Genomic DNA, 26,324 nt, shown 5'->3' with positions numbered 1-26,324 from the left:
GAGGACTGGAGAAAAATTTTGTGTTACAGAGATCATGAACCCCATCAGGCCAGGAGGGCATCATGATAAGAAAAAAAGTGCTTATTCAAGACCGGATACGCCGTACCGGCAAGAGTTTTTGTTTTATCCCTCACCGTTTCCTTACAGACGGATTTTTACAATCATTGACCCGGCATGAGTTGGCATTATACCTGTTCCTTGTGTTGGCCTCAGACAAACATGGCCTTTCATATTACGGAGACAAAAGCATCTGCTCTAAACTGGGCCTTAAAGAACAAGACTATCTTTTTGCCCGCAGTTGCTTGATCCACAAAGACCTTATCGTTTATGACGGCACCCTGTTCCAGGTGCTTTCCCTGCCGAAAAGTGCCCATAAAATATAAGGAGGAGCAATGATTGACATGAGAATGATTTTTGAAATCCACCGGTTAAAAGATATGGGAATGTCCAATCGAGAAATCTCAAAAGCAATTGGCTGCAGCAGGAAAACGGTATCAAAGTATATCTCCAACCCAGAGTCGAAACCATCTAAAAGGAAAGCCCGGACGCTGAAACTGTCACCATACCACGACTATATCCGGGAAATAATAAACAGATATCCAAAGCTCAAAGCACCCGTTGTTTTACGTCAGATACAAAAAAAGGGTTTTGATGGCGAAATAAGCATTTTGAGGGATTTTCTGCGTAAAATCCGGGGACAGTCCTTAAAAAAGCAGGCGTATAGCCGATTTGAATCAGAACCCGGGCAACAAATGCAGGTTGACTGGGGGCATTTTGGGACCATCTCCTATGGAAAAACCAAAAGAAAGCTGTATGGGCTTGCCGTCATCGAATCCCACAGCAGGATGCTTTATGTTTCTTTTACCCATAGCCAGAAACAAGAAGCCCTTCATCAGGCTTTGTTTGATGCCTTTAAGTATTTTGGCGGCCCTCCGGAAGAACTTGTGGTGGATAACATGATCACAGCGGTGACTGAACGGACGGGCGCTCTGATACGTTTTAATGGCAATTTTCTTCATTTTTTACTCCCCCTTGGTATCAAGCCTGTGGCCTGCAATATCAGATCTCCCCATGAAAAAGGAAAAATTGAAAGAAGCATTCATTATATCCGGCACAATTTTTTGCCATTAAGAGAATTTAACAACCTACCAGAACTCCAGTCCCAGGCTATGGAATGGTTAAACAATATTGCCAACACCAGGACACATAGTACGACAGGAGAAATCCCGGTAAAAAGACTTCAGAGATACCGACTTAAAAAGTTTCCGTATCCTGCCCCGGATTACAGGGAAATACACTCCTTATATGTCCATAAAGATTTTTCCGTGAGATTTGACTCCAATACGTATAGTGTTCCGGTTTGGACGATTGGTAAAACTGTTGTTTTGAAAGCAAATCAGGAAAAAGTATGGATGTATTACAAAACCCGATGTATTGCCGTCCATGCTCGGTCCTGGGAAAAAAAACAAAGGATCGAACTCGAATCCCATAAATCACAACTTCATAAGCTTAGAAAAAGAAGGCTTGCTGACAAAAACGTTCTTGCCTTTTTGTCTTTGGGTCAAACGGCGCTGGATTATTTGAATGAACTTGAAAAAACAAGGTCTCCATTAAAAAAGGACATCATCCAGATAATGACCCTGAAAGACAAATATGGAGACAGTTCAATAATTATCGCCCTGAACAAAGCATTGGATCTAAAATTATATGGTGCGGGTTATATCCAGAATATTCTTTACCAGGAGATGACACCCAAAACCTGTCATCCACCTGTGAAACTGAAAAGTGATACTCTCAACGAGATAAGACTTTGCTCCCCAAACCTTGCAGAATATGATGCTCTAGTCCTCAAAAAAAGGAAAAAGACATGAATACCGTTATAGAAAAGTTCAAAACATTAAGGCTAAGAAATTGTGCCCAAAACATAGAAAGCATCATTGAACAGGCGAACCAAAAAAACCTGTCTCCCCTTCAAGCCATTGAACGGTTAATCGACATTGAAATCGAAGAACGGGATAAAGCCAGGATGGTATTAAGGTTCAAGCAGTCCGGGCTTGATACAAAGGTCACCATTGATCAATTTGATTTTAATTATCACAAGTCCCGACAGGCTCAAAAAAGTATAATCTTAAACCTTATGGATCTTGAGTTTATTGAGAAGAAAAAAGATATCATCATGATTGGCAATCCTGGCACAGGAAAAAGTTATTTGGCTAAATGTATCGCCTTTGCTGCGACCCAGGCTGGAATAAAAACGCTTTTCACTACTGCCATGGATATGATCAATCATTTGATAGCAGCGGAAGCGGATCATAATCTGCTCAAAAAACTTAAATATTATCAATCACCGGATACTTTAGTCGTAGATGAAATTGGGTACCTTCCGCTTGGCCAACAGGGATCAAATCTGATTTTCCAGGTAATCAGTGCAAGGCATGAGAAAAAATCTACCATGATTACAACCAACTTGCCATTTGCCCAATGGGGAAACATTTTTGACAGCACTACTGTTGCCACAGCGATTGCTGACCGTCTTGTGTACAACTCTGATATCCTTGTATTGGAGGGCCCAAGCTATAGAAAGAGGAATTAATCGAAAAAAATAAAAACTGAAAAACTGGTAATTTTTTAACCGGCATATAAGACCTCTTGATCGTTTTTTTTAGTATCAAAATGGATAGGTACGTCCTAACTCAGGTGTGGGGCATTTTGGAATCCTGGTTTTGGGGCAAAAACAAATCCCTGATCACACGCCTGATTTGCTTACAGATGAAATAAAACTTTTACGGAGAGATTTTTTTGATGGGTGTGAGGTAATTTCCTCTGTAGTTCTGGAACAGTGAAGAAAAAATATTAATATCAAGAGAATGTATGGTTGTAAAGTGAGATTAAATTTATATGAAACAGTCGGGATTGAATGTTACACTTATACATCATGAATAAGTGGGGAGCCAGCAGGAATATTATTAAAACCATTTAAAAGACTATGAATTTTGAAAACAAAAGATCAAGTAATCTTGGAGCTGATCCTTATTCTATTTTCCTGTATTCCCCACGTCGAAATGCGGACCAGAACTCATTTTCTTTACCGGTTGCGCGCATCCTTCGCAGTCCTTTATTGAATAAATGAAGTATTTGTTTGTTTTTTTTGATTTTACGTGAAAATATAAGATGGTAGTATGCGGGAATGTCCGATTGAGGGTGGTGTGTAACCAAAGCTGCTTCCTCTGGTTTGAACTTATACTGCAACAAGGAATACCCAACGTCCCGCTCTATTCCGAAGACTTTAATGCGTCCAGCCAATAACTTTCTAAAATTCATTTCATCTGACGGCACCCATTGAACGTCAAGCTTCCCTTCTTTTTCTAACCGTTTAAAATTATCTCCATAGTTATATGCCAGAGTAGCTCCTAATGGAATTCCAGCCAGATCATCCCATTCCTTCCAATCAAAAGGGTAGCTTTTTAAATGAAAAAAGACCCATTCGGATTTTAGGATAAGGTCGCTGTAATAAAAATTGTCTTCTCGTATTGGGTCGATCCCTCCACCCCAAACAGCTGAACCATCAAATTGACCATTCTTGGCCATTAGTAATGCACGTTTCCAAGGGAGCCAGGTGTATTCAACATTGATGTCAACCATTTTAAATGCCTCAGCTATAATATGTAGTACCACACCATTATGCTTAAGATTTTTTGAAATATATGGAGGCCAATCTCCGGTAGAAAGGCGAATTATTTCTTTACCATAACAATTTGTGGTAATAATAATAACACAACAAACCATTCCTAATATTTTCAATAAATTTCGCATTCTTATCCTTTTTAATCAATTTTAAGGCGAAATAGAAGAGTGCACTTAATTGGAGAATAACATTCCTGTCTGAAAGCTGGCAATAAAAAACTTATTACATTGAACACTTTCCAGCCCCTGATTAATAAAGTTGGTTTGTCTATAACCGGCAAAGGGAAATTTATTATATTAAAAAATATTCAAAAACTAAAACAAAATAGGGGAATCTACCCCTCACAGGTGTCAAAGCTATCGAGAAGGGGTCTGGAGACCTCCTTGCTGTAATTATTTCATGCGGATCCCGTCAGCCTTGTGCAGGGTAATGAGGCCCTGTTTGTAAAGGTTGCCCACGGCCCGTTTGAATTCCTTTTTACTCATGGAAAATGCGGCTTGAATGTCTTCTGGACTGCTTTTGTCATGGCAGGGGCTGAATCCGTCATTGGCCTCCAGGACCTCCAGGATTTTTTTGGCCGAACCTTCCACCGAGGCATATCCCGATTGTTTCAGGGTCAGATCCACCTTGCCGTCCTCCCGGATCCGGAGGACATATCCCCGGCACCGATCTCCGATGGACAGGTCTTCAAAGGTTTCATTTTTATAGAGCATGCCCGGGCAGGTGTGGTTGATAAGGGCAGTATAGCCAATGGGGGTAATGCTGTGGATGATAAGATCCACAGCCTCTCCAGAAGCAAGACCCTGGGCATCCCCGGGGCAAAATTTCGTCATCAGGGTGGACCCATAGATCCGGTGGGTGGATTCATCCAGACAGATCTCCACCAGATGGGTTTCTCCAAGTTCCATCCGGCCCTGCTGCTCGCTGCGGGGAACCAGAAGGTCTTTTTCCAAGCCCCAGTCCATGAAGATGCCGAACCTAGAAGTGTCCTTAACATTGAGGGCCACGATATCCCCCACCACGCCAGCCGGTTCCAGGGTGGTGGCCACGGGCCGGTCCTCGGAATCGTTGTGGATAAAGACCCGGATCTCCTCGCCCACGAAAATGTCTTCCGGCACGTATTTATTGGGCAAAAGTACCCGGTCTTGGCCAAAGCTTAAATAGACCCCGTAGTCGGAGAAATTTAACACGGGCAGGTCGTGGAACTGACCCACCACAGCTTCAGGATCCTGGTCTATAAAGGGATGGGACTGCCTGGAGGAGGATTGTTCTTGACTTTTTTCCGGGGATTTTCCCGCAAGTTTCCAGGGGTTTGTTATTTTTGACATGGGTCTTCCTTGTAGTTAGATTATGGAACTATCATATCATATCAGAGCAGGCATCACCATACGGGCGTCTTTTTTTTAAACCCGACCCGGGTGGCCCGGCCCCGGTTTACCCAGAACTTTTATGCAGGCATTGATCACTGTCCAGGCGTTATATATATCATTCTTTTCCTTTTGCCTGAATGTTATTAAAAAATAATAACATTCAATGCACTCTTATTGCAATTATGTGATGGGTAAAAAACGTTCGATTTCAAAATAGTAATAAAAACGAACGATCGTTATTTTTTACTTGACAATAAGATTTATTACATGACTAATATATGGTTTGAATCTCATATGGTTTGTCCAAACCCAGGCGAACGATGATCCATTTATTATACACGGGGAACGGGGAAGAAAATTTTTTAATTGAAAATGCTGTGCAAATTTTAAGTTTAATAAAAGGTATAGGAGTATAGAATGGCAAAAAAAAGGGACAGGAAACAGGAAGTAATAATTGTCGGTACAGGACCTTCTGGTGCAACAGCAGCCCTCGAACTTGTTAAGCGGGGCAAAAAAGTTCTTATGATAGAAACTGGGATTGAGGATCCCTTAGGACGAGGAATATTTCATACATATAAAAATCTTTATGACAAACATCTTTTTTTTTCACGTTCAAAAGAAGGAATTATTATTGATCGTGCTTTGACACTCGGCGGTTCTTCGGCGGTTTTTAGCGGTAATGCTTTTCGACCGACAAAGTCGTTCCAAGATGACCTCGGTTTGGACCTCGAACCCACTGTTCAGGAAACCATCGATGAGCTGAAACTTGCGCCTTTCCCTAATGAGTTTATGAAAGGCTGGAATGGAACACAAAGACTTGTCGCAGCCGCGGATACGCTTGGTATTAATTTTTTACCGCAACTAAAATTTATTGACCCGTCACGCTGTAATCCAAAATGTGATTCTTGTATGTCCGGTTGTTCTATCAATGCACGCTGGACTGCTCGTGATTATGTGAGAAAAGCAATGGCATGGCCCAATGGCATCGACCTTATTATGAATACTACTGTTGAAGAAGTCCTTATGGATAATAATAATAAAAGAGCCATAGGAGTTCGGGTCTCTGGAAATAAAGATATTCCGGAAAAACTTTATGCTGATACGGTTATTCTGGCTGCAGGTGGTATGGGAAGTCCGACTATTTTACAGAAAAGTGGAATCGAAGAGGCCGGCAAATCATTTTTCATGGATCCCATGGATGTGGTTGTGGGTTTTACAAAAGAAAAAGGACCTTGGAAAGCCATGACATTCACTCATGCATGTGAGGACTTTGAAGAATCAGATCATTTTATGATAGGAAATGTTAAAGGTGAGGGGGCTTGGCTTTCTCAGATGATGCGCTTAAAACCATTTTTTAAGAATATTTTGAAATTTCAGAAAAGAGGACTCTATTCCATGGGCATGTTTACTAAGATTGCTGATGAAAACAAAGGGTCGATTGATGCAAAGGGAAGAATGTCAAAGCCCATGACCGATAATGATATGAGAAATATGAAAAAGGGAGATGACCTTTGCACGCGAATACTGATAGAAGCCGGTTGCGAGCCCGATACTATTTCCATAAGCACGATGATAGGGGGGCATCCGGGGGGTACTGCAGCTATTGGTACCGTTGTTGATCAAAATTTTGAGAGCTTGAAGATTAAGAATCTTTATGTTTGTGATACAAGTGTTTTCCCCCGTTCGCCGGGGTCTCCTCCGGTGCTTACGCTAATAGCCATGGTTAAAAAATGGGCCAGAGAACTGGATATTGCTTAGCCCAAGTTCGTCAAAAAAAAACAAGGGCAAAACATTTTATTCCCAAGCGTGGTGAGTGAAATGCTATCGAAAGTAAAAGCGATTGTCAGTGAATGGAAATTGAAAAAAAATATTGTAATTGCCATCATTGATATGAGTTTTAAGATGTGGTAGGGTAAAAATTAGATACTCACCTAAATCTGGAGGCGTTCATGCAAATATCCCTCAACTTCAAAAATATCGACTCGTCAGATTCTCTAAAAAACCATGTTCAAGAAAAATTCGATAAATTAGATAAGATGCTTGATAATTCTGCCGATGCACATGTTGTTTTATCGGTAGAAAAATTATGCAACATTGTTGAAATCAACCTGAAATGCAATAAAATGAAAATTTATGCAAAGGAAGAATCTGACAATAACATGTATGCAGCCATTGACACACTTTCTGATAAGGTTAAATTGCAAATTAAAAAGAACAGAGAAAAACAACGACGCCATCTGGCCGGTGATAAGCAGAGCATTCGAACCAATGACATCGAGTTAGAACCGCTTGATAGTATTGACGGGTAAAGCTGGGCGTTGAACCCGGTTTTGTCAGGTCCAAAAAGTTCAGAACCGTCCAACTGAAATCTGTATTTAGCTTCTTTGAATCAGAGCATTCGCAGAACATTCGTTTTTGACTGCCAGTGCTCTGATTTGTCTTTATGACTGTGTCCATTGGTCAATTCCTGGGTTACCCATTTGTTGTAAATGTGAATGATTTCAGGTTTAGAGATCAACCCCCACAGATTTTTCGCAGCATTTGTGAATGTTGACAACCCAATGACGATTGTTCCCAAAATAATCAGAACGGAAACGATGGGGTTGTTTTTAAATCTTGACTTTTTTTATATTATTGATTAGTGCTTTGGGAACACTTTTATGGTTGAATATCTCATTCTCCTAGGCATTGACCTGTTCCAAAAAGTGATTTCAGATTCGAAGTAATTGTCCGAATACAAAGATTCAACGGTTGAACGACACCCGGAAAACCAGGAGGAAGTGGATCTATGAAGTTGGATAAAATTGCAATTGTCATTATTCTTTTCGTTTTAATCTTTCCCACAACGATTGCGGCCACTGACAACACCCCGGCCATGGACCGTGATGATGGAAAAAAACAGCATACACAGGTTCCGGACCTGGAGGGGCTGCACGAGGCTGACGCTGAAGCCGGCGGAGGCGCCCATGTGAATCTGGGAGAGGAATTGCCCTTGTACAGTTGTATCCCCTTTGCCTGTATGCTTTTGTCCATTGCCTTTCTTCCCTTGGTGGCCGGTACTTTCTGGCATCATCATTTTGGTAAAATCGCTGCTTTCTGGGCGGCCAGCCTGGCCATTCCCTTTGTGGTTGCCTACAAAGGGCTAGCCGTATATGAGATCCTTCACATTATCCTGGCGGATTATGTACCCTTTATCATATTATTGTGGGCGCTTTTCACGGTGTCCGGCGGGATATTGCTAAAGGGGACCCTGCGGGGGACCCCCCTGGTCAATACCATTATTATCCTCATCGGGACCATCCTGGCATCCTGGATGGGGACCACAGGGGCTGCCATGCTGTTGATCCGGCCCTTCCTCCGGGCAAACGACCATCGGAAAAATAAGACCTTTATGGTGGTCTTTTTTATTTTTCTGGTGGCCAATATCGGCGGGTCCCTGACCCCCCTGGGAGATCCGCCTTTGTTTTTGGGATTTCTCCACGGGGTGACCTTTTTCTGGACCCTTAAAATCCTTCCCCATATGCTGGTGGCTTCAGGTCTTCTTTTGGGGATCTATTTTTGTCTTGACACCTACCATTACAAACGAGAAGGGGTCACAGCACCGGATGACGGGGAGAAAAAGCCCCTGCGTCTTGTAGGGATTTATAATTTTATTTTTCTTGGCGGGATTGTGGCCGCTGTTCTCATGAGCGGTATTGTCGACCTGGGAGAGGTTTCAACCTTCGGGGTGCATCGGGCTGTCCAGGACTGGCTCAGGGACGGTCTGCTGGTGGTTTTTGGTATTGGTTCCCTCTTGGCAACGCCCAGATCTCTGCGGGAAGAAAATCAGTTTTCCTGGTTTCCCATCGTTGAGGTGGCCTATTTGTTTATTGGAATTTTTATTACCATGATTCCCTGCCTGCTGTTGTTAAAGGCCGGACCGAAAGGGGAGTTCGCTTTTCTTATCTATCAGGTAAAAGAACCGGTTCATTATTTTTGGGTAACAGGGATGCTCTCTGCCTTTTTGGACAATGCTCCCACCTATCTTACCTTTTTTAATACAGCCCTTGGCAGTTTTTATTCGGGGATGCCAGAGGCCAGTTCGGTTCCGTTGTTAATGACGGAAAATGCGGTTTATCTTAAGGCAATTTCGACCGGTGCCGTTTTTTTTGGCGCCTGCAGCTATATCGGCAATGCCCCCAATTTCATGGTCCGGTCCATTGCCTCGGAAGCGGGAACTGCCATGCCTAGTTTTTTTGGCTATATTTTAAAGTATTCTTTGATTTTTTTAATTCCGACCTTTGTGGTTGTCACCTTAATTTTCTTTTAATATACTGCCGTTATACTCACTAACAAACAAGGAGGCTCCCATGAACTTTAACCTCAAAGGATTGAAAATAGCTTTCATCGGTGGCGGTGATCCCTGTGGTGAAATATTGGATATCCTAACGGGGACTGGGTTGAAAGAGTTGGATATCAAGGTGCTGATGGTTGCCGATACATTGAAAAATACCAGGGGAATACTCCAGGCACAAGCCCTTGGTATACCGACCACAACCGATTACAGTCAGGTGTGTGACCTTGTGGGCCTGGATCTTATTTTGAAACTCAAGAATGATAAAGTTCTGGCCTGTATTCTTGAAAAGGTAAATACGGAACGAGTGAGCATCATTGACCTGGACAGTTACCGAGCCATGTCCTTTATCAGTTTTTTGAAAACCGAAGAAGAAAAGATCCGGGTAAGGGAAAAAATTGGGGATAAAGATATTTGCCGGGAAGATCTTGTTGCCCTGTTTGATGCTTTTTCAGACAGAATGATTGAGATTACAGACAAAAAAAATGCCTATCTCAAGACAGAAAGGGAAGATCTGATTGAAATGGAAAAGGAATTATCCCAGGTCATCCAGGGCAGTATGATTCCTACCTTTATTGTCAATAACGAGCATATTCTCACCCATTGGAACCGGGCCTGTGAGGAACTCACCGGTCATGCTGCCTATGAACTGGTGGGAACTGACCGCCAATGGGTGCCCTTTAGATCTGCCAAACGGCCGACCATGGCCGATATAATTGTCGGTCAGATGTCTGAAGAAGAGGTTATTGAATATTATGGGTCTTCCTGGCGGAAATCAAAAATTATCAAAGAAGCCTATGAAGCAGAAGAGTTTTTCCCCCATCTTGGGGAGCGAGGCAAGTGGATTTTTTTCACGGCAGCCCCCATCAAATCCCCGGATGGTAAAATTATCGGTGCCATTGAGACCCTGAGGGATCAGACAGAGGATAAAAAAGCCCAGGAGGAGATAGAGCTCCAAGACCAGGAGTTGTCCAGACTCTATGAAAAATATAAAGCCTCGGAGGAAAAATATCGATCCCTGTTCAACAACAATCCCAATCCCATTTTTATCATTGACCAACAGACCCTTGAAATTTTGGATATTAATCACCGGGTACAAAATGATTACGGGTATTCCATAATTGAACTTTTGGGCCGTCCCTTTCTGGAGATGGGGGATCAGAATGACGAGACCATTAAAGAGGGGCTAAAGGGTCTTAAAACAGGTGAGGCCATTCTGTTTACCAAAAAGCGACATTACAAAAAATCAAAGGAAGCTTTTTTTGTGAATATGAAAGTGGTGAATGCAACTTACAGGCACCGGGATGTCCTCATTGCATCTGCTACGGATATGACAGAGAGCGTTGAAAAGGAGACCCAGTTGATCCAGGCCGGGAAACTGGCCACCCTGGGAACCATGGCAGCCGGAATGGCCCATGAAATAAACCAGCCCCTGAATGTGATCCAGATCTGTGCGGACCTGATCTTGAAGATGATTAAAAAAGGGATTGCCATTCCCGATGATGAGTTGGTGATGATGGCTGGGGACATTATCGACAATGTGGCCCGGGCGTCCGGTGTCATCAAGCATGTCAGGGATTTTGCAAGGCAGTCGGAACGGGATTTGAAAAAAATGAATTTGAATGATCCCATCCACGACGTCTTTAAGGTGCTTGGACATCAGTTGACAGTGCATTCTGTAAAAGTGAGACTGGAACTTGCTCCGGATTTGCCTGAAATCCGGGCAGAACACAATCGGCTGGAACAGGTGTTTATCAACCTGGTTACCAATGCCATTGATGCCATGGATGAACGGTCGGAAAAGGCTGATAAATCAGAAGGACCGGTGGAAAAACAGCTTGTCATCAAGACCTTTACTGTGGGAAAAGAGGTGATTGCCAAGGTGTCAGATACCGGGATAGGGATGAGCGAAGCGGTTAAACGCAAAATTTTTGAGCCGTTTTTTACCACCAAGGAGACGGGGAAGGGCACAGGGCTCGGTACCAGTATTAGTTTTGGCATTATTAAAGATTACGGTGGTATCATTGAAATAGAAAGTGTGGAAGGTAACGGTGCCTGCTTTACCATAAAATTTCCTATAATTGAATAAGGGAACCTGATATGTCGGCCAATAAGATACTGATTGTGGATGATGAAGAGATAATCGTTCGGCTCTTGTCCATGTCCTTGAGGAGTGACGGCTATGAAACCGTTACGGCTTTTAATGGTGAGCAGGGACTTGCAGCATTTAAGTCAGAATCACCGGATATTGTGGTGACCGATATCAAAATGCCGGGAATGGACGGGCTTGAGCTCCTGAAAAAAATAAAAGAAATTGATATAGAAACCGAAGTTATAATTGTAACCGGTCACGGGGATATTGATTCCACCATCACCGCCCTCCAATACGGGGCCAGTGATTTTATTAATAAACCGGTCCGGGACGAGGCACTGGCAATTGCCCTTGAGCGGGCAAAAGCAAAGATTCACATCCGGGAACGTCTGGAAGAGTATACCAAAAATCTTGAACAGAAGATTCAGGAGGCAACCGAAGAGATTCGGCGCAAATCCAATTTTCAAAGGCTTTTGATCCGCAGCAGCAATGATGCCATTGTGGCCTTTGACCATGATTGGAAGATCGTGGTGTATAACCCGGAAGCTGCCAGGATATTTGGAGAGAAGACCATTGATGTCAAAAATAAGATGACCCTTCAGGATCTGTATACGCCACAGATAGCAGAGATATTTAAGGCTGAGGCAGAAGCATTATCCGACTCCAATGATATGCCCTGGAAAGAGATGATGCTGCAGACACGAGACGGCCGGCAGATTCCGGTTCAATATACCACCAACGTCCTGCGTAAAGAGGGCGAGTTTATGGGAATTGTTAATTTTTTCCAGGATCTTACCGAGATCAAGCGGCTGGAAAAAGACCTGGTCCAGTCGGAACGCCTGGCTGCGGTCGGCCAGACCGTCAGCGGACTTGCCCATTATGTGAAAAATATTCTCATTGGCCTCAAGGGCGGGTCCTATGTGGTGGATGTGGGGATGAAAAAAAATAATACGGAAAAACTTAAAATCGGATGGGAAACCATCAAAAAAAATATTGCAAGGGTGGCAGATTTAACCCAGGATCTGCTGACCTATTCCAAGGAAAGATCGCCTGAGTTTGAACTGTGTTCTCCCAATGAAATTGTGGAGGATGTGATTGATTTGATTCGCGATGTTGCCGCCGGCAATAATATTAAGATATTAAAAGAGACAGATGCTGCCGTCGGTGAAGTGATTGTGGATCCGAGAACTGTACACAGAAGCCTTCTTAACCTTGCCCATAATGCCATGGATGCCTGCATGGAAGATGAAGACACCTCCAAGAAATTTGAAATTGGGATTAAAACCCGCAGGGGGCCCGGCAATAGTATTATTTTTGAGGTCAAGGACAATGGATGCGGCATGGACGAGGAAACCCGGAAACAGTTGTTTAACCCGATGTTCAGCTCAAAAGGGGGCAAGGGAACGGGCTTGGGGTTGTTGGTGACCGGAAAGCTGGTGGAAGAACACAAGGGCTCGATTGAAACCATAACACAGCCGGGGCAGGGGACCACCTTTATTGTCAAACTTCCCTATGAAATAGCGGGTGCGGTTGATACCAAGGAGGATAAATTATGAATAAAAAGGTACTTGTGGTGGATGATGATCCTGATGTACGGTCATTTGTTGTCACAGTTCTGGAAGAAAATGACTATATCCCGATTGTTGCCCGTGATGGTATAGAGGGCCTGGAGATGATTAAACAGCAACACCCTGATTTGGTCATTCTTGATGTACTGATGCCCAGGGGAAGCGGGATCCGATTGTACCGCCATCTCAAAACAGACGAGACGCTTAAAAACCTCCCTGTGATCATGTTCACCGGCATTGCTCTGCGCTCTTTTTTAAAGTCCCAGAAAGCATTGGACGAGTTTAAAGGAGGACAAATTCCCATGCCCGATATTTATCTGGAAAAACCAGTCGAGCCCGAAGAACTTGTCCAGGCCATACAAAAAAAAATCGGCTGACCAGAACAAAGGGCCTAAAAAAAATGACACATAAGGGAGAAAAGATTCTACCATGGAGATAAAAAAACTGCTGTTTGTAACCAAATTTGAAGATCTTTGCTATGATGCATTAAATTCATTGTTGAGCCTTCGGAAGGCTGCTCTCGATCATGTGGTTTTTTTGAATGTGATTGAAAGGGATAACGTGACCATGAAAAGGGGGCAGGGCTATCTTAAGGAAGAGGAAGTCAAGTTAAAGGAAACGGCGAATATCCGGTTTATTGACTGGGCGGAAAATTTATTTGAAATGGGGTTGGAAGTGGGTGCCTACATAGAGGTCTCCAGCCTTATTCCTGAAATCCTCAAGGTGGTTGAACGAGAATCTCCTGATCTGATTGTGATTGGCCATTCTCCCAAGGGCGCTTTAAAACAGCTTTATGCAGGTTCGGATGTTGCTGAATTGATACGAAGAACAATGGTTCCCATTCTGGTATTTAAACACATGGCTGAAGATAAAATTGTTCCTGAACGCTTGTTTGAGAGACCTTTATTTGCCACCAACTGGTCTGAAACGGGCAAAAAGACCATTGAATATATTAAGGCCATGAAAAATGTGATCGGAGAAATCCATATTATGCATGTGGTAAAGGAAAGTGCCTTAAAAAGTCCGGATACCCATGAGGTGCAAAAAGTTCGAAAGGCGGAGCGTAAAAGGCTGGATGACCTTTGTGATGAACTTGAAGAAGCAGGCATCAATGCCAGACCCCATGTGTATGTGGGAGATCCCCAGCGAGAAATTGAAAAAGCAGCCAAAGAATACCAGGTCAGCATGGTGATTCTCGGATCCAGTGACAAGGCCGCTATTTTGGAACGGTGGGTTGGCTCTGTTACAAAAAATATCGCCGATAAATCGATTTTCCCCTGCCTGCTTATTCCTGGAGAAAACCGTCATCATTAAGATGTTTTGCCTCGATGAATCCCATATACTAATTATACCCAATTCATGTGTAATAGCCCGTTTAGCTGCTCTTGCCACAGGCATAAAAAAAGAATTGACTTAGATTAATTGATCAAGTACAGTCTTTGATTTGTTTGACTTATTTGACTTGTTTGATTCGCTTTACTTGTCGGTAATAAAGATGTGATGGCAGAAAAAGAATAGATTGGGTGTGATAAGGTTAAAATTTGAGATTGTTAAATAGGGACAAGACATGCAACGGTCTTGATCCAACGGAGAGAAAAATGAAAGTTTTGATTTGTTTGTTGACACTGCTGGGTGGGCCGGCTGTCGCATTGGCATCTGGTGGATACGATGCCAATGTACTGGTGGATTTAACCCATACCGTCTGGGGGTATATGGGCGTGTTGCTGTTTGTGGGCGCTTATGCCCTGGTTCCCTTTGAAAACACCATTCACTTGAGGAAAAGTAAACCGGTTCTCATGGCGGCCGGTATCATCTGGGTATTGGTGGCAATTGCCTATATTCAGATAGGCGATACCCATACGGCCCATCAGGCGATTAAGGACAGTCTGCTTGAGTATGCCGAGCTCTTTTTGTTTCTTCTGGTCGCCATGACCTATATCAACTCCCTTGAAGACCGGTTTGTGTTTTTACGGCTTCGTGGCTTTCTGGTCAGCCGCGGTTATTCCCTGGTGAAAATTTACTGGATTACGGGACTGCTGGCTTTTCTCATTTCTCCTGTGGCAGATAACCTTACCACCGCCCTTTTGATGGGGGCTGTAGTGATGGCAGTTGGGGGAGGAAATAAAAAGTTTGTTGTCCTTGCCTGTATCAATATCGTTGTGGCAGCAAATGCCGGCGGCGCGTTTTCACCTTTTGGTGATATCACCACCCTCATGGTCTGGCAGAAGGGAAAGGTGCAGTTCCTGGAATTCTTTGATCTTTTTCTCCCCGCATTGGTCAACTGGCTGGTTCCTGCCGTTATCATGATGTTTGCCATCGGCAAGGGCAATCCCGAGGCGGGTGAGGATAATGTTCAGATGAAATATGGGGCGGTTCCCATGATCATTCTTTTTTTGTGCACCATTGTCACGGCGGTGTGTTTTCACAATTTTCTCCATCTTCCCCCTGCTGCCGGCATGATGCTGGGGTTGGGCTACCTTGGTTTTTTCTCCTATCATATCAAAATGCATGAAGGACGGTATAACAAGTATGACGCCATTTTGGGGGTTCGCAATTCAGTGCCGTTCAACCCCCAATATGCCACTTCTAAAAGAACCAAGTCCATCTCCCATATCATGGATTCCATTTCCTATCCGGCCTTTGCCATTAACCTTGAGCGCAAGGTTACCCATTGGAATAAATACGTTGAAAAACTTACCGGTGTTCCTGCCAAGGATCGAATCGGCACGGACAAGTATTGGTCCCCGTTCAGGTCGGAAAAAACCAAAATTCTGGTGGATATGGTCCTTGACAACGCCCCTGAAACGGAATTTCAAAAATTGTACCAGGGGGAGCACCATGAGAGTAAAATCATTGAAGCCGGCCACGAGGCCGCTGCTTTTTTGCCCAATATCGGCGAACATGGCACCCGGATGATCATGACCGCAGCACCTGTTCGGGACAAGAACGGCCATGTTATCGGTGCCATTCAAATTGTTCGGGATGCAGCGGAATTCACCTCTGAAACAGCCCATTTCGATCTAATGACAAGGATTGCCAGGGCCGAGTGGGACACCCTCCTGTTTTTTTACGGGGTCATTCTTTGTGTGGGAGGTCTCGCCCAGTTCGGATATCTGGGGTTTGTTTCCCACTTTATGTATACAGGCCTGGGAGCGACCTATGCCAATTCACTGGTGGGGATTTTGTCCGCCATTGTGGATAATATACCGGTGATGTATGCGGTTTTGACCATGGATCCGATCATGTCTCATGGTCAATGGCTCCTTGTCACCCTCACGGCAGGTGTGGGGGGGTCCTTGCTCTCCATTGGTTCGGCTGCCGGCGTGGCGCTTATGGGAACGGCCCGGGGTGTATACACCTTTGGCGCCCATCTCAAATGGACGCCTGTGATTGCTTTGGGATATGGGCTTAGTATCCTTGTTCATCTCTGGCTCAACTCCTCGCTCATGCACATTGTGAAATAAACGATACATGAAATAAACGATCAGACCTTTACAGGAACCCGGCGAAAAATTTGCCGGGTTCCTTTTCCCCTCCCCCTGCGATAATTATTGTTTGTCAATACAAGGTTTTACCCAAGATTTAAAGTGTGGGTTATTGTTAACTTACTGAAATATTGACTAATAAATCGATATGTCCCGATATCTTTTTTTGTATTGACTCAGAGCTCCTCTTTTGCTAATTATATTGAGCCAATAAGATACAGACTTTTAGGAAAAACAAAGATAGCCTTATTTTTACCATGTAAAGGATGTATGATGAAACTCCTCTTTGTAGACGATGAACAGACATTTCTAAAATATCTTGCCAAGCGACTTGTTCTTGATGGATTTACGGTTAAAACAACTTTTTCCGGAGAAGAAGGTGTTGAAGCGGCTGCAAACCAGGATTTTGATGTGGCCGTTGTGGATTTGCAGATGCCGGGAATTGATGGGATCGAAGTTCAGAAAAGGCTGAAAGATTTGCAGCCCAATTTGCCCTGTATTGTTCTAACCGGTCATGGAAGTGTTGAAAATGCGCTGGAAAGTGGAAAATATAATGCCTTTAAGTTTTTATCCAAACCCGTGGATATGGATACATTGATTGAGACCATAAATGCAGCCTATGATTACAGGGTTCAGCAGGATAAAGCTGGCGATTCTGATGATTTTCCAGCGGGAACAAAAAAAGAGGGTGCCATTAAAAAAATGTATGGGAAATTCCGAAAGCTCTACGGCGTCGAAAAATAGCAGTTGTTGATTCTTGATTCTTTCTACATTTGGGGAGGGGTGGTTCATTGACGACAGACGATAATGGCATTGCCAAAAAAAACGGTAAATCAACAGCCACTTTTTTTAAGTCCTTTCTTTCTTTTCTACTCACCTTTATTTTGATGTTTTTGACCTGGCTTGTATTGTCAGGAAAATTTGAACCGCTTCTGTTATGGCTGGGGGTGATTTCAAGCCTTCTGGTGTCATTTTATTTTTATGACCTGTTGTTTCCTGCCCTGGAAGCAAAATATTTCAAAATTTTTGTTCGATTTGTTCAATATTGTCCCTGGCTGATCTGGGAAATCATTAAAGCCAATTTTCATTTGCTGCGCCTTACCTTCCATCCCCGCATGATCGATCTTATAGATCCCCATATTTTTACCTTTAAAACCAATTTAAAATCCGATATGGCCATAGCGACCCTGGCCAATTCCATCACGTTGACACCCGGAACCATAACCGTAACCGCAGACAGTGACGGGGTGTTCAAGGTGCATGCCATTGACAGAGAATCTGCTGAAGCCTTGCCCGGCATCATGTTGGAAAAGGTTGCGAAAGTTTTTGGAGAAGATATATGATACCTTTTTTTCTAAGCATTTCATTGGGAATCTGTTTTTTGATGCTTTTTTCACTGTATAGGACCGTGTTCGGTCCGACGGTTCTGGACCGACTCATTGGGGTCAATGCCATTGGAAGCAAGACCGTCGTCCTTTTATTATTGATTGGTTTTTTGTATGAACGCATTGATATGTTTGTTGATATTGCCCTGGCCTATGCGTTTTTGAACTTTGTCGCCGTATTGGCAGCATCCCGTTATTTTCACAAAAGAAAAGGGCTTTACGAAGAATCGTTTATGGATTGATCATTTAAATATTGCCACGGGGGGTTGGCGGAATCATGGATATACTTGTTGTTTTGTTATTGGTCACAGGCATGGTATTTTTTCTGGGAGCCTCTGTCGGTATTATCCGGATGCCGGGTTTTTACTGCCGCCTTCATCCGGCAGGAAAACTAGATACGCTTGGGATCCTTGCCATGGTGATGGGACTTGCACTCTATAATCTTCATCACTTTTCCCTGGAATCTTTGCTGCTTTCCATAAAAATGTTTTTAATCGTATTTTTTGTGTTTCTTGCCAGTCCAACCGCCACCCATTCCATTGTTGACGCGGGGATGCGGGCAGGGTTGCGGCATTGGACTAAAAAGAAGCGGAAGGGTTAATCATGTACTGGCCAATTGATCTGATTGTGTTAACCTTTGTTATTTTTTGCGCAATCGCCGCGATTACTGTTAAAGATCTGCTGGCAACCGCTATTTTATTTGGTGCCTATTCATTTATGATGTGTCTGCTCTGGGCGGTTATGGGGGCTGTTGACGTTGCCTTTACCGAAGCCACCGTCGGGGCGGGGGTCAGCACGGTTTTCTTTGTGGCGGCCATTTTCAGGACGAGCAGGAGGACAAAAGATTGAAATTTTTAGGGTTTATTGTCGTCTGTCTGACAGGGGCCATGCTGCTTTACGGAACAGGAGAATTTCCTGACTGGGGAGATCCGCATTCCCCTGCATCCGTCCATCTTTCAAACGATTATCTTGAAAAAGCCTTTGACCAAACCCAGGTCCCCAACATCGTAACCGCCGTTCTTGCAGATTATCGTGGATTTGACACCATGTTTGAAACGGCAGTGATTTTTACGGCAGGTCTTGCATGCTTCCTTCTGTTGAGAGATTTTCGGGAAAAAGAAGAACGGTTTTATCGCCATACAGCAACTGGCGTTATCCTCCATGTGAAGGACAGCCAAAAAGTGCTGCTGGTGGAACGAGAGTTTGAATATATGGACAAGGACTGGGTTCCGTCGGATTTGATTATTAAAACGGTGTGCCGGATTTTAATTCCGTTCATCCAGATTTATGGCCTCTATGTCATTGCCCATGGCGATTTCTCCCCGGGTGGCGGATTCCAGGGAGGGGTAATCCTGGGTTCCAGTCTGATCTTGTTGGCCATATCCTATAATTTAAAAACCCTTATGAGACGGGTTAAGGAAAAAGTCCTTGGCATTTATGCCGCTGTCGGGGTGTTGATCTACGTCGGTATTGCCGCCATTTGTATGCCCATGGGCGGCAATTTTCTGGATTATTCTAAATTGGCGCCATTGTTGCCCAGCGATCCCCATCATGTGAGAGCCTTGGGGATGCTGGGGGTTGAAATTGGTGTGGGAATCGCGGTTACTGCGGTGATGGTCATCATTTATGTTAATATTGTCTCTGCCGGCAGACACGATGAAGGACTATAGGTAAAAATATGACGGATTTATTGGCCCTGATCGTGGCAAAATACAATTATTGGCTCTATGTGGTTTTGATGATGATCGGCCTTTACGCCATGATTGCAAAAAACAATCTGATCAAGAAACTGGTGGGCATGAACATCTTTCAAACCGCCATCATCCTTTTTTATGTATCCATCGGCTATAAACGAGGTGCCACCCTGCCGATTATTGAAAATGTACATGGCGGACATGGTTCGGTCATCCATGCCATTGATTATATTAACCCGTTGCCCCATGTTTTGATGCTGACCGCCATTGTGGTGTCCGTTGCAACCTTTGGTGTTGCCATGGCCCTTGCGGTTAGAATTTATCAGCGGTATCAAACCCTGGAAGAAGACGAACTTCGGATGCGCTTATCGGAAAAATAAATTATGGATAATTACCCCGTACTCATCGTTGTTGTACCGCTTATTGCAGCCCTTTTAGCTGGCCTTGCCGTCTGGGTCGAAAAACGATTGTCCTACTCCATTGCCCTGGTCGGCCTTGCCCTGTCAACCGTTTGTTCCGTTAAGGTGTTGATGCAGGTCATAGCTCATGGACCCATCCAGTACAAGATCGCTGGTTGGGCGCCTCCCATGGGTATCGAATATAGGATTGATCTTTTAAATGCCATGGTTCTTGTGATTGTATCGGGCATCGCCTGCCTGAATCTTGTGGCTAGCTTTGAAAGTGTCAGCCAGGAAACCCATGACAGGACCGGTGCATTTTATTCCATTTATTGCTTGTTTGTCACAGGACTTTTGGGTGTTTCGGCCACGGGTGACTTGTTTAATCTTTATGTCCTTATCGAGATCACTTCCTTGAGCAGCTACGCCATGGTGGCTTTAGGAGACAAGGACAGGGGACCTCTGGCAAGTCTCAATTATGTTTTTATCGGTGTTATCGGGGCCAGTTTTTATCTGCTGGGCGTGGGATATCTTTATATGCAGACAGGATCCCTTAATATGGCGGATGTAGCCACGATCCTTGCGAGTCATCACGGGTCTTCCACTGTACTGACCGGATTTATTCTCTGCATGGTCGGCCTTTGGATTAAAATGGCGCTTTTCCCCCTGCATGTCTGGCTGCCCAATGCCTATTCCTATTCTCCCGTCGCTTTTTTACGGGTGGTTGCCCCTTTGATGACAAAGGTCATGATTTATGTGATGATACGGCTGATGATTACCGTATTCGGGTATGATTATATCTTTAATACCCTTCATTTTTCAGATGCCGTTGTTGTTCTGGCAACCATTGCCATTCTTTACGGCGGTGTGATGGCGCTTGCCCAGAAAAATCTCAAAAAAATGCTGGCCTATATCATTGTCTGTGAAATCGGCTATATGGTCGGGGGAGCCTGGATGGGCAATCAACTGGGCATGACCGGTGCGATCTTGCACATATTAAATGATGCATTGATGACCTTTGCGGTTTTCCTTGCCGTTGGAAATATGGTGTATAAATTTAAAAATGTCGATCTCGCCAACCTCACAGGCCTTTTTGGTAAAATGCCCTGGACCATGGCAGGTTTTGTCATTGCCGCATTCAGTATCATAGGCGTTCCGCCCACCTGCGGTTTTTTCAGCAAGTGGTACCTGATCATGGCGGCCTTTGAAAAGGGCGCTTATCATTTTGCGGCAGCCCTTATCATTTCCAGCCTGATCTGTGCGGTTTTGTTTTTCAGGGTTTTTGAAATTTGTTTTTTTCCAGCTTCACCCGATCTTGGAGAATCGGATCATGGAGAATCGGATCATGGAGAATTGGGTCATGGAGAATTGGGTCATGGAAAATCGGACGCACATTCCCCAATAGAAATGGAAGAAGCGCCTGTATCCATGCTTATCGTGTCCGGGCTTGTCAGTCTTTCCCTGATCGTTGTCGGGCTTTTTTCAGGAACCATTGTAAATACGATTATTCTTCCTTTTTTAAGGTGAAAATGTACTTGATTATTAAACGAAAGGCACCCCAATAAAATGGAAACCATTGTCTCAATTAAACCTCTTTTGGCTGTTTTGGTCTCTCTGCTTGTCATTCCCGCATTGATCTCTTCTTCGGACAAACCCAATGCAAGAGAATCATGGACCTTTCTTGCAGGAATCATAAAATTTTTAATTGTTTTGTCCATGCTTCCGGTAATTTTACAGGGAAAACAAATTGGTCTCACCTTGTTTGAAATCGTACCCGGCGCTGATATTGCTTTCAGGGTGGACGGACTTGGGATGCTGTTTGCACTGGTGGCCTCTTCTTTGTATATCATCACCTCCATTTATTCGATCGGCTATATGAGAGGGCTCAAAGAACATGGGCAGACACGGTTTGTCTGTTTTTTTGCCCTGGCTATTTCTGCCACCATCGGAGCGGCTTTTTCTGCGAACCTTTTAACCCTTTATCTGTTTTATGAAATATTGTCCCTGGCCACGTATCCCCTGGTTGCCCATCATCAGGATGAACAATCAAAAGTGTCCGGTCGAAGATACCTGATCTTTATTTTAGGCACATCCATTGGTCTTGTATTACCTGCCATGATTTATTGCTATCATATAACCGGAACCCTTGAATTTTCCACCGCCGGTATTTTTGCGGATCAATTATCAAAACCTGCCGCCATTGTTCTGCTTTTGATGTTTGTTTTCGGATTTGCCAAGGCCGGTATCATGCCGTTTCATTCATGGCTTCCTGCTGCAATGGTGGCCCCAACTCCGGTCAGTGCCCTATTGCATGCAGTGGCCGTTGTCAAGGTGGGGGTTTTCTCCATTGTCCGGGTGATGACAGGTATTTTCGGTATTGATCTTCTTGCAAAGTATGAACTGGGCATTATTGTGATGATCATCGCTTCCACGACCATTCTTCTTGCTTCCTGTATTGCCCTTTCCCAGGATGAATTAAAAAGACGGCTTGCCTATTCAACCATCAGCCAGTTGTCCTATATTATTTTTGGAGTGGCATTGTTGTCTCCCCAGGGACTTTTGGGTGGGGTTATCCATATTGCCATGCATGCCTTTGGAAAAATTACCTTGTTTTTTTGTGCAGGGGCCATTTACGTGGCAACCGGCAAAAAATATATCTCTCAGATGAGCGGTCTGGGTAAAAAAATGCCCTTTACCTTTGCAGCCTTTTTTATTGGGGCTTTGGGGGTGATCGGGCTTCCCCCCACTGGTGGGTTTTATAGTAAATGGAATTTGATTTTAGGAACCCTTGAAGCCCAACAGTCCATTTTTATGGTGGTGCTGCTGGTGTCCTCCTTTCTGAATGCCTTTTATTTTTTATCCATCGTATACAAAGGTTTTTTTGGTAAGAGCGAGGAAGAAGTGGATGGCGTTCCAGTGAAAATAAAGGAAGCAAATCTTTGCCTGGTCATCCCTTTGATGATAACAGCAGCTATTTCAATCGTTTTATTCTTTTACCCAACGATTTTTGTCAACCTGATAAACGTCGGACTGGGCCTTTAATTAAATCAGGAGTCTATATGGGCATAAAAAAGAAAAAATTTAATGGGGAAGAATTTGAAGTTCTGGACCATGACGAGGTCCCGGGGTACAAAACGGCATTTCACATTATTATCAGTGTGGCAGTCATTTATTTTATTTATATTTTTTCACATGTATAAAACGGTTAGCTATAGCTTCCTAGGTCGAACTGAAAATTCAAGGAGTTAAGGGAACTTTATGAAAAAAGAATTAACCATTTTTGACAGCCCTAAAAATGTCAAAAGGCTTCGCATGGGGTTTTATGTGGCCCTGGTGCTGCTGCTGATCGCAGAAAGTTTTGTGGATATGCACGGTGAGTTTTCAGTACAACATTTTTATGGATTTTATGCGGTTTACGGATTTATTTCCTATGTTTTTTTGATATTTGCTGCCAAAGTTTTAAGAAAAATAATCATGCGCAAAGAGGATTATTATGACCACTAATATGTTCCCCCCTGCATTGGTATTTATATTGGGCGCTCTTTTGATACCCTTTTTGAGGGGTAAGGCAAAAGCCATTTATATGCTGGCCCTGCCGGTTGTGGTATTTCTTATATTGTTAAAACTTCCCGTTGGGAACACCTGGGTGGTCGATTTTTGGGGGTATGAGTTGATACTGGGGCGTATGGATAAGCTGTCACTGATATTTGCTTATATTTTTACCATCATGGCCTTTCTCGGGATTTTATTCGCCTTGCATGTAAAGGACAATCTCCAGCACGTTTCCGCTCTTTTTTATGTGGGTTCAACCCTGGGGGTTGTGATGGCCGGAGATTTCCTTTCCCTTTATCTTTTTTGGGAAATCATGGCGGTCAGCTCCACCTTTCTGATCATTGCATCCAGAACCAAAGAATCGCGGGAAGCCGGATTCCGGTATATCCTGGTTCATCTGATCGGCGGTCTTTTTCTTTTGGCCGGGATTGTTCTCTATGTCCAGAAAACAGGAACCATTGCCTTTGATTATATCGGTCTTACCGGAATTGAATCCTATCTTATTTTTATAGGGATCGCCTTGAATGCCGCCGCCATTCCGCTCCATGCATGGTTGCCGGATGCATACCCAAACGGAACGCCGACAAGTACGGTTTTTTTAAGTGCATTTACGACAAAATCAGCTGTTTATCTATTGATCAGAACCTTTCCCGGGGCTGATATTTTGATTGTTATCGGCGCATTGATGGTCTCTTTGCCCATATTTTATGCAGTTCTTGAAAATGATATCCGAAGGGTTCTCTCCTATAGCTTGATGAATCAGGTCGGGTTTATGATGGTGGGTATCGGTATCGGCAGTGAGCTTGCTTTGAATGGGGCAGTCGCCCATGCATTTTGCCATATTATTTATAAGGCCCTTTTGTTTATGGCAGCCGGTTCTGTTCTTCAAATGACCGGTAAAATAAAATGTACTGAGCTGGGCGGACTTTATAAAACCATGCCCCTGACCTGTATCTTTTGTATGGTGGGTGCTGCCTCCATATCTGCGTTCCCGTTCTTTTCCGGATTCGTTTCTAAATCCATGATTATCAGTGCATCTGCCCATGAAAAAATATTTTTAATCTGGCTGGTGCTTCAGTTTGCCTCAACCGGTGTTGTTGACCATGCCGGTATCAAGGTGCCGTTCTTTACCTTCTTTGGCCATGATTCAGGAATTCGTGCCAAAGAGCCCCCTTTAAACATGCTGGCTGCCATGGGGATTGCCGCCTTTCTTTGTGTGGGGTTAGGCGTGTACTATCAGCCTTTATACAATTTACTGCCTTTTCCGGTTCATTATACACCCTATACCGGTGCCCATGTTGTCGGGCAGCTGCAGCTGCTTTTGTTCGGCGCATTGGCATTTACACTTTTGATTCTTTCCGGATATTATGTTATGGAAGTTCGAAGCAAAAATCTTGATGCGGACTGGACCTACCGACTGTTCGGGCAGTTTGCATACAAGATACTTGACAGGGGGCTCAATTCATTAAACCGGGTATCTGAAAGTGTTTTAATGAAATTTGTAAAAAGTGTTGCGGTTTTTTTTCAACATACATCAGCAAATTTTGCCTTGTTTGTGGCCGTCAATTTCTGGCTTTTGATCGGGTACCGGGATAAACGTCTGGAAATAAAGAAACGCAGGCTCTATAATGATATCCTCCAAGGGACCCTGCCCATTGGTATTGGTGCTGCCGTGGCCATATCCTTTATTCTCCTGATCTTTATAATAACCTAGCGAGGCCTGAATATGGTAAAAATAGAAGATTTAAAACGGATCAACCTGCTGAAAAAACTTCCCGATCACCTGCTGAATATTATTGCAAAGGAAGCACAGTTGAGCATTTTCAGCACGGGTGCGCAGCTGATAACCGTTAATAAAAAAATCGATAATTTTTGTATGCTGGTCATGGGGCAGGTGGCAATCAAAAGAAATATCACCCCTGATATGGATGTGATCCTTGAATATATTCAATCGGGTAATTCTTTCGGGACCTCTGCAATGATTCAAGGCACGACTGCATTTTATTCTGCCATTTGCCAGGAACCATGTGAAATCATAACGGTTTCCGGCGAAAGGATGATCCAATTGTTTGAAGAAAATCATGAACTGGGGTATTATATCATGATGGATGTTTCAAAGCGGTATAAGCGATTTATGGACAATCGGGCCCAGATGATTTTCAAGACCCTTGTCGAGGATCTGGATATGAAAGAAGATGTCTATGATACATGGATAAACAGTACCAAATGAGTGGGCTGCCCAAACAAACCGGATAAATGATGATAAACACTAGGATACATACCAATGGTTGAACGAGAGATATTAAAAAAAATGCTTTTCCTCAGGGAGTTGCCAGACCCATTAATCGAAAAAATCGGTTCAATCGCAACCCTTGAAACTTTTGAGAAAAATGCCGTTGTCTTTCATGAGCATCAGGATCTCACCCATTTATATATGCTGGTTTCCGGCAGGGTGCATTTTACCATCCAGTCGGCTTCAGGAAAGGCATTGGTTTTAGATAAAATAGATGAAGGAAGAACATTCGGGGTGTCTGCACTCATGGAGGAATCCTCCAGTGCCTATACCGCCATCTGTGTTAAAGACACAACACTTGTTTCTATCCCTGGAAAAAAGATGCACCAATTGTTTGTGGAGGATTTTAAGCTGGGTCATATTTTAATGCTCAAAGTGGTCCGGCTTTTTAAAGCACGAATGGAAATGCATACCCGCCAGTTTCTATTGTCCCTTGCCACCCATTCTGAAATAAAACCGCTGCAATAAA

The 26,324-nt window shown here is 43.7% G+C and carries 27 protein-coding genes; 25 read left to right on the top strand and 2 right to left on the bottom strand.

Translation table 11 applies throughout. The annotated features are described in order from the left end of the window. Positions 1-62: 62 nt before the first annotated feature. From ACZ45G_RS17970 to istB, 3 genes are read left to right on the top strand one after another with little or no spacing between them, the layout of a single operon-like run. Entirely contained in the window at positions 63-383 is a 321-nt protein-coding gene (locus ACZ45G_RS17970) for a hypothetical protein (protein ID WP_464171865.1), read from the top strand. A 9-nt stretch (positions 384-392) separates the two neighbouring features. Next, positions 393-1,871, top strand: coding sequence for an IS21 family transposase (gene istA, locus ACZ45G_RS17965; protein ID WP_464171864.1), 1,479 nt, complete (start codon positions 393-395; stop codon positions 1,869-1,871). Continuing rightward, positions 1,868-2,593, top strand: coding sequence for an IS21-like element helper ATPase IstB (gene istB / locus ACZ45G_RS17960; RefSeq protein ID WP_464171863.1), 726 nt, complete (start codon positions 1,868-1,870; stop codon positions 2,591-2,593). Before istA ends, istB begins: the two co-directional genes overlap by 4 nt. A gap of 437 nt (positions 2,594-3,030) precedes the next feature. Here the strand turns inward: istB and ACZ45G_RS17955 are convergent, their stop codons facing one another. Together ACZ45G_RS17955 and ACZ45G_RS17950 are read right to left on the bottom strand one after the other, a co-directional pair. Continuing rightward, complete coding sequence (locus ACZ45G_RS17955) at positions 3,031-3,813, bottom strand: substrate-binding periplasmic protein (protein ID WP_464171862.1); 783 nt, start codon at positions 3,811-3,813, stop codon at positions 3,031-3,033. 264 nt (positions 3,814-4,077) lie between these two features. Next, positions 4,078-5,013: a CvfB family protein gene (locus ACZ45G_RS17950; protein WP_464171861.1), complete on the bottom strand. Its 936-nt coding sequence runs from the start codon at positions 5,011-5,013 to the stop codon at positions 4,078-4,080. Positions 5,014-5,472: 459 nt separating this feature from the next. Here ACZ45G_RS17950 and ACZ45G_RS17945 point away from each other — a divergent pair, with 459 nt between their 5' ends. From ACZ45G_RS17945 to ACZ45G_RS17840, 22 genes are all read left to right on the top strand, one after another. Further along, on the top strand, positions 5,473-6,813 hold the full coding sequence (locus ACZ45G_RS17945; protein ID WP_464171860.1) for a GMC family oxidoreductase N-terminal domain-containing protein: 1,341 nt from the start codon (positions 5,473-5,475) through the stop codon (positions 6,811-6,813). 191 nt (positions 6,814-7,004) lie between these two features. After that, positions 7,005-7,364, top strand: a complete 360-nt coding sequence (gene hpf / locus ACZ45G_RS17940) for a ribosome hibernation-promoting factor, HPF/YfiA family (RefSeq protein WP_464171859.1) — start codon at positions 7,005-7,007, stop codon at positions 7,362-7,364. Positions 7,365-7,843: 479 nt separating this feature from the next. Continuing rightward, entirely contained in the window at positions 7,844-9,364 is a 1,521-nt protein-coding gene (locus ACZ45G_RS17935; protein WP_464171858.1) for a sodium:proton antiporter, read from the top strand. 40 nt (positions 9,365-9,404) lie between these two features. After that, a complete protein-coding gene (locus tag ACZ45G_RS17930) occupies positions 9,405-11,477 on the top strand; it encodes a PAS domain-containing sensor histidine kinase (protein WP_464171857.1) in 2,073 nt (690 codons plus the stop codon). An 11-nt stretch (positions 11,478-11,488) separates the two neighbouring features. Next, positions 11,489-13,036 carry an ATP-binding response regulator gene (locus tag ACZ45G_RS17925; RefSeq protein ID WP_464171856.1) on the top strand — a complete coding sequence of 516 codons (1,548 nt, stop codon included), beginning with the start codon at positions 11,489-11,491 and terminating at the stop codon, positions 13,034-13,036. Beyond that, complete coding sequence (locus ACZ45G_RS17920) at positions 13,033-13,425, top strand: response regulator (RefSeq protein ID WP_464171855.1); 393 nt, start codon at positions 13,033-13,035, stop codon at positions 13,423-13,425. Before ACZ45G_RS17925 ends, ACZ45G_RS17920 begins: the two co-directional genes overlap by 4 nt. Before the next feature lie 52 nt (positions 13,426-13,477). Next, positions 13,478-14,362 (top strand): universal stress protein, encoded by an 885-nt coding sequence (locus ACZ45G_RS17915; protein ID WP_464171854.1) that lies wholly within the window; start codon positions 13,478-13,480, stop codon positions 14,360-14,362. Positions 14,363-14,646: 284 nt separating this feature from the next. Further along, positions 14,647-16,512, top strand: a complete 1,866-nt coding sequence (gene nhaD / locus ACZ45G_RS17910) for a sodium:proton antiporter NhaD (protein ID WP_464171853.1) — start codon at positions 14,647-14,649, stop codon at positions 16,510-16,512. A 291-nt stretch (positions 16,513-16,803) separates the two neighbouring features. Further along, entirely contained in the window at positions 16,804-17,277 is a 474-nt protein-coding gene (locus ACZ45G_RS17905) for a response regulator (RefSeq protein ID WP_464171852.1), read from the top strand. A 47-nt stretch (positions 17,278-17,324) separates the two neighbouring features. Further along, complete coding sequence (locus tag ACZ45G_RS17900) at positions 17,325-17,876, top strand: Na+/H+ antiporter subunit E (RefSeq protein WP_464171851.1); 552 nt, start codon at positions 17,325-17,327, stop codon at positions 17,874-17,876. Further along, a complete protein-coding gene (locus ACZ45G_RS17895; protein WP_464171850.1) occupies positions 17,873-18,160 on the top strand; it encodes an MrpF/PhaF family protein in 288 nt (95 codons plus the stop codon). Before ACZ45G_RS17900 ends, ACZ45G_RS17895 begins: the two co-directional genes overlap by 4 nt. Positions 18,161-18,195: 35 nt before the next feature. Next, positions 18,196-18,519 carry a monovalent cation/H(+) antiporter subunit G gene (gene mnhG, locus ACZ45G_RS17890; RefSeq protein WP_464171849.1) on the top strand — a complete coding sequence of 108 codons (324 nt, stop codon included), beginning with the start codon at positions 18,196-18,198 and terminating at the stop codon, positions 18,517-18,519. A gap of 2 nt (positions 18,520-18,521) precedes the next feature. Beyond that, positions 18,522-18,767 carry a Na(+)/H(+) antiporter subunit B gene (locus tag ACZ45G_RS17885; protein ID WP_464171848.1) on the top strand — a complete coding sequence of 82 codons (246 nt, stop codon included), beginning with the start codon at positions 18,522-18,524 and terminating at the stop codon, positions 18,765-18,767. Continuing rightward, on the top strand, positions 18,764-19,588 hold the full coding sequence (locus ACZ45G_RS17880; protein ID WP_464171847.1) for a Na(+)/H(+) antiporter subunit B: 825 nt from the start codon (positions 18,764-18,766) through the stop codon (positions 19,586-19,588). The genes ACZ45G_RS17885 and ACZ45G_RS17880 overlap by 4 nt, the downstream gene beginning before the upstream one ends. An 8-nt stretch (positions 19,589-19,596) precedes the next feature. Continuing rightward, complete coding sequence (locus ACZ45G_RS17875) at positions 19,597-19,992, top strand: cation:proton antiporter subunit C (protein WP_464171846.1); 396 nt, start codon at positions 19,597-19,599, stop codon at positions 19,990-19,992. Between the two features lie 3 nt (positions 19,993-19,995). Next, positions 19,996-21,537, top strand: coding sequence for a complex I subunit 5 family protein (locus ACZ45G_RS17870; RefSeq protein WP_464171845.1), 1,542 nt, complete (start codon positions 19,996-19,998; stop codon positions 21,535-21,537). A 39-nt stretch (positions 21,538-21,576) separates the two neighbouring features. After that, complete coding sequence (locus tag ACZ45G_RS17865; RefSeq protein WP_464171844.1) at positions 21,577-23,052, top strand: monovalent cation/H+ antiporter subunit D family protein; 1,476 nt, start codon at positions 21,577-21,579, stop codon at positions 23,050-23,052. A 17-nt stretch (positions 23,053-23,069) separates the two neighbouring features. Then, positions 23,070-23,210 carry a hypothetical protein gene (locus ACZ45G_RS17860; protein WP_464171843.1) on the top strand — a complete coding sequence of 47 codons (141 nt, stop codon included), beginning with the start codon at positions 23,070-23,072 and terminating at the stop codon, positions 23,208-23,210. Positions 23,211-23,268: 58 nt separating this feature from the next. Beyond that, positions 23,269-23,514, top strand: coding sequence for a hypothetical protein (locus tag ACZ45G_RS17855; RefSeq protein ID WP_464171842.1), 246 nt, complete (start codon positions 23,269-23,271; stop codon positions 23,512-23,514). Further along, positions 23,504-25,276: a Na(+)/H(+) antiporter subunit D gene (locus ACZ45G_RS17850; RefSeq protein WP_464171841.1), complete on the top strand. Its 1,773-nt coding sequence runs from the start codon at positions 23,504-23,506 to the stop codon at positions 25,274-25,276. Before ACZ45G_RS17855 ends, ACZ45G_RS17850 begins: the two co-directional genes overlap by 11 nt. Before the next feature lie 12 nt (positions 25,277-25,288). Beyond that, entirely contained in the window at positions 25,289-25,792 is a 504-nt protein-coding gene (locus ACZ45G_RS17845) for a Crp/Fnr family transcriptional regulator (protein WP_464171840.1), read from the top strand. A gap of 54 nt (positions 25,793-25,846) precedes the next feature. Then, positions 25,847-26,323, top strand: a complete 477-nt coding sequence (locus ACZ45G_RS17840; protein WP_464171839.1) for a Crp/Fnr family transcriptional regulator — start codon at positions 25,847-25,849, stop codon at positions 26,321-26,323. Position 26,324 lies beyond the last annotated feature (1 nt).

The sequence above is a fragment of the Desulfoconvexum algidum genome (assembly GCF_055382125.1).
The sequence above is the reverse complement of the archived record's forward strand: the minus strand, read 5'-3'. Positions and strand labels throughout refer to the sequence as shown.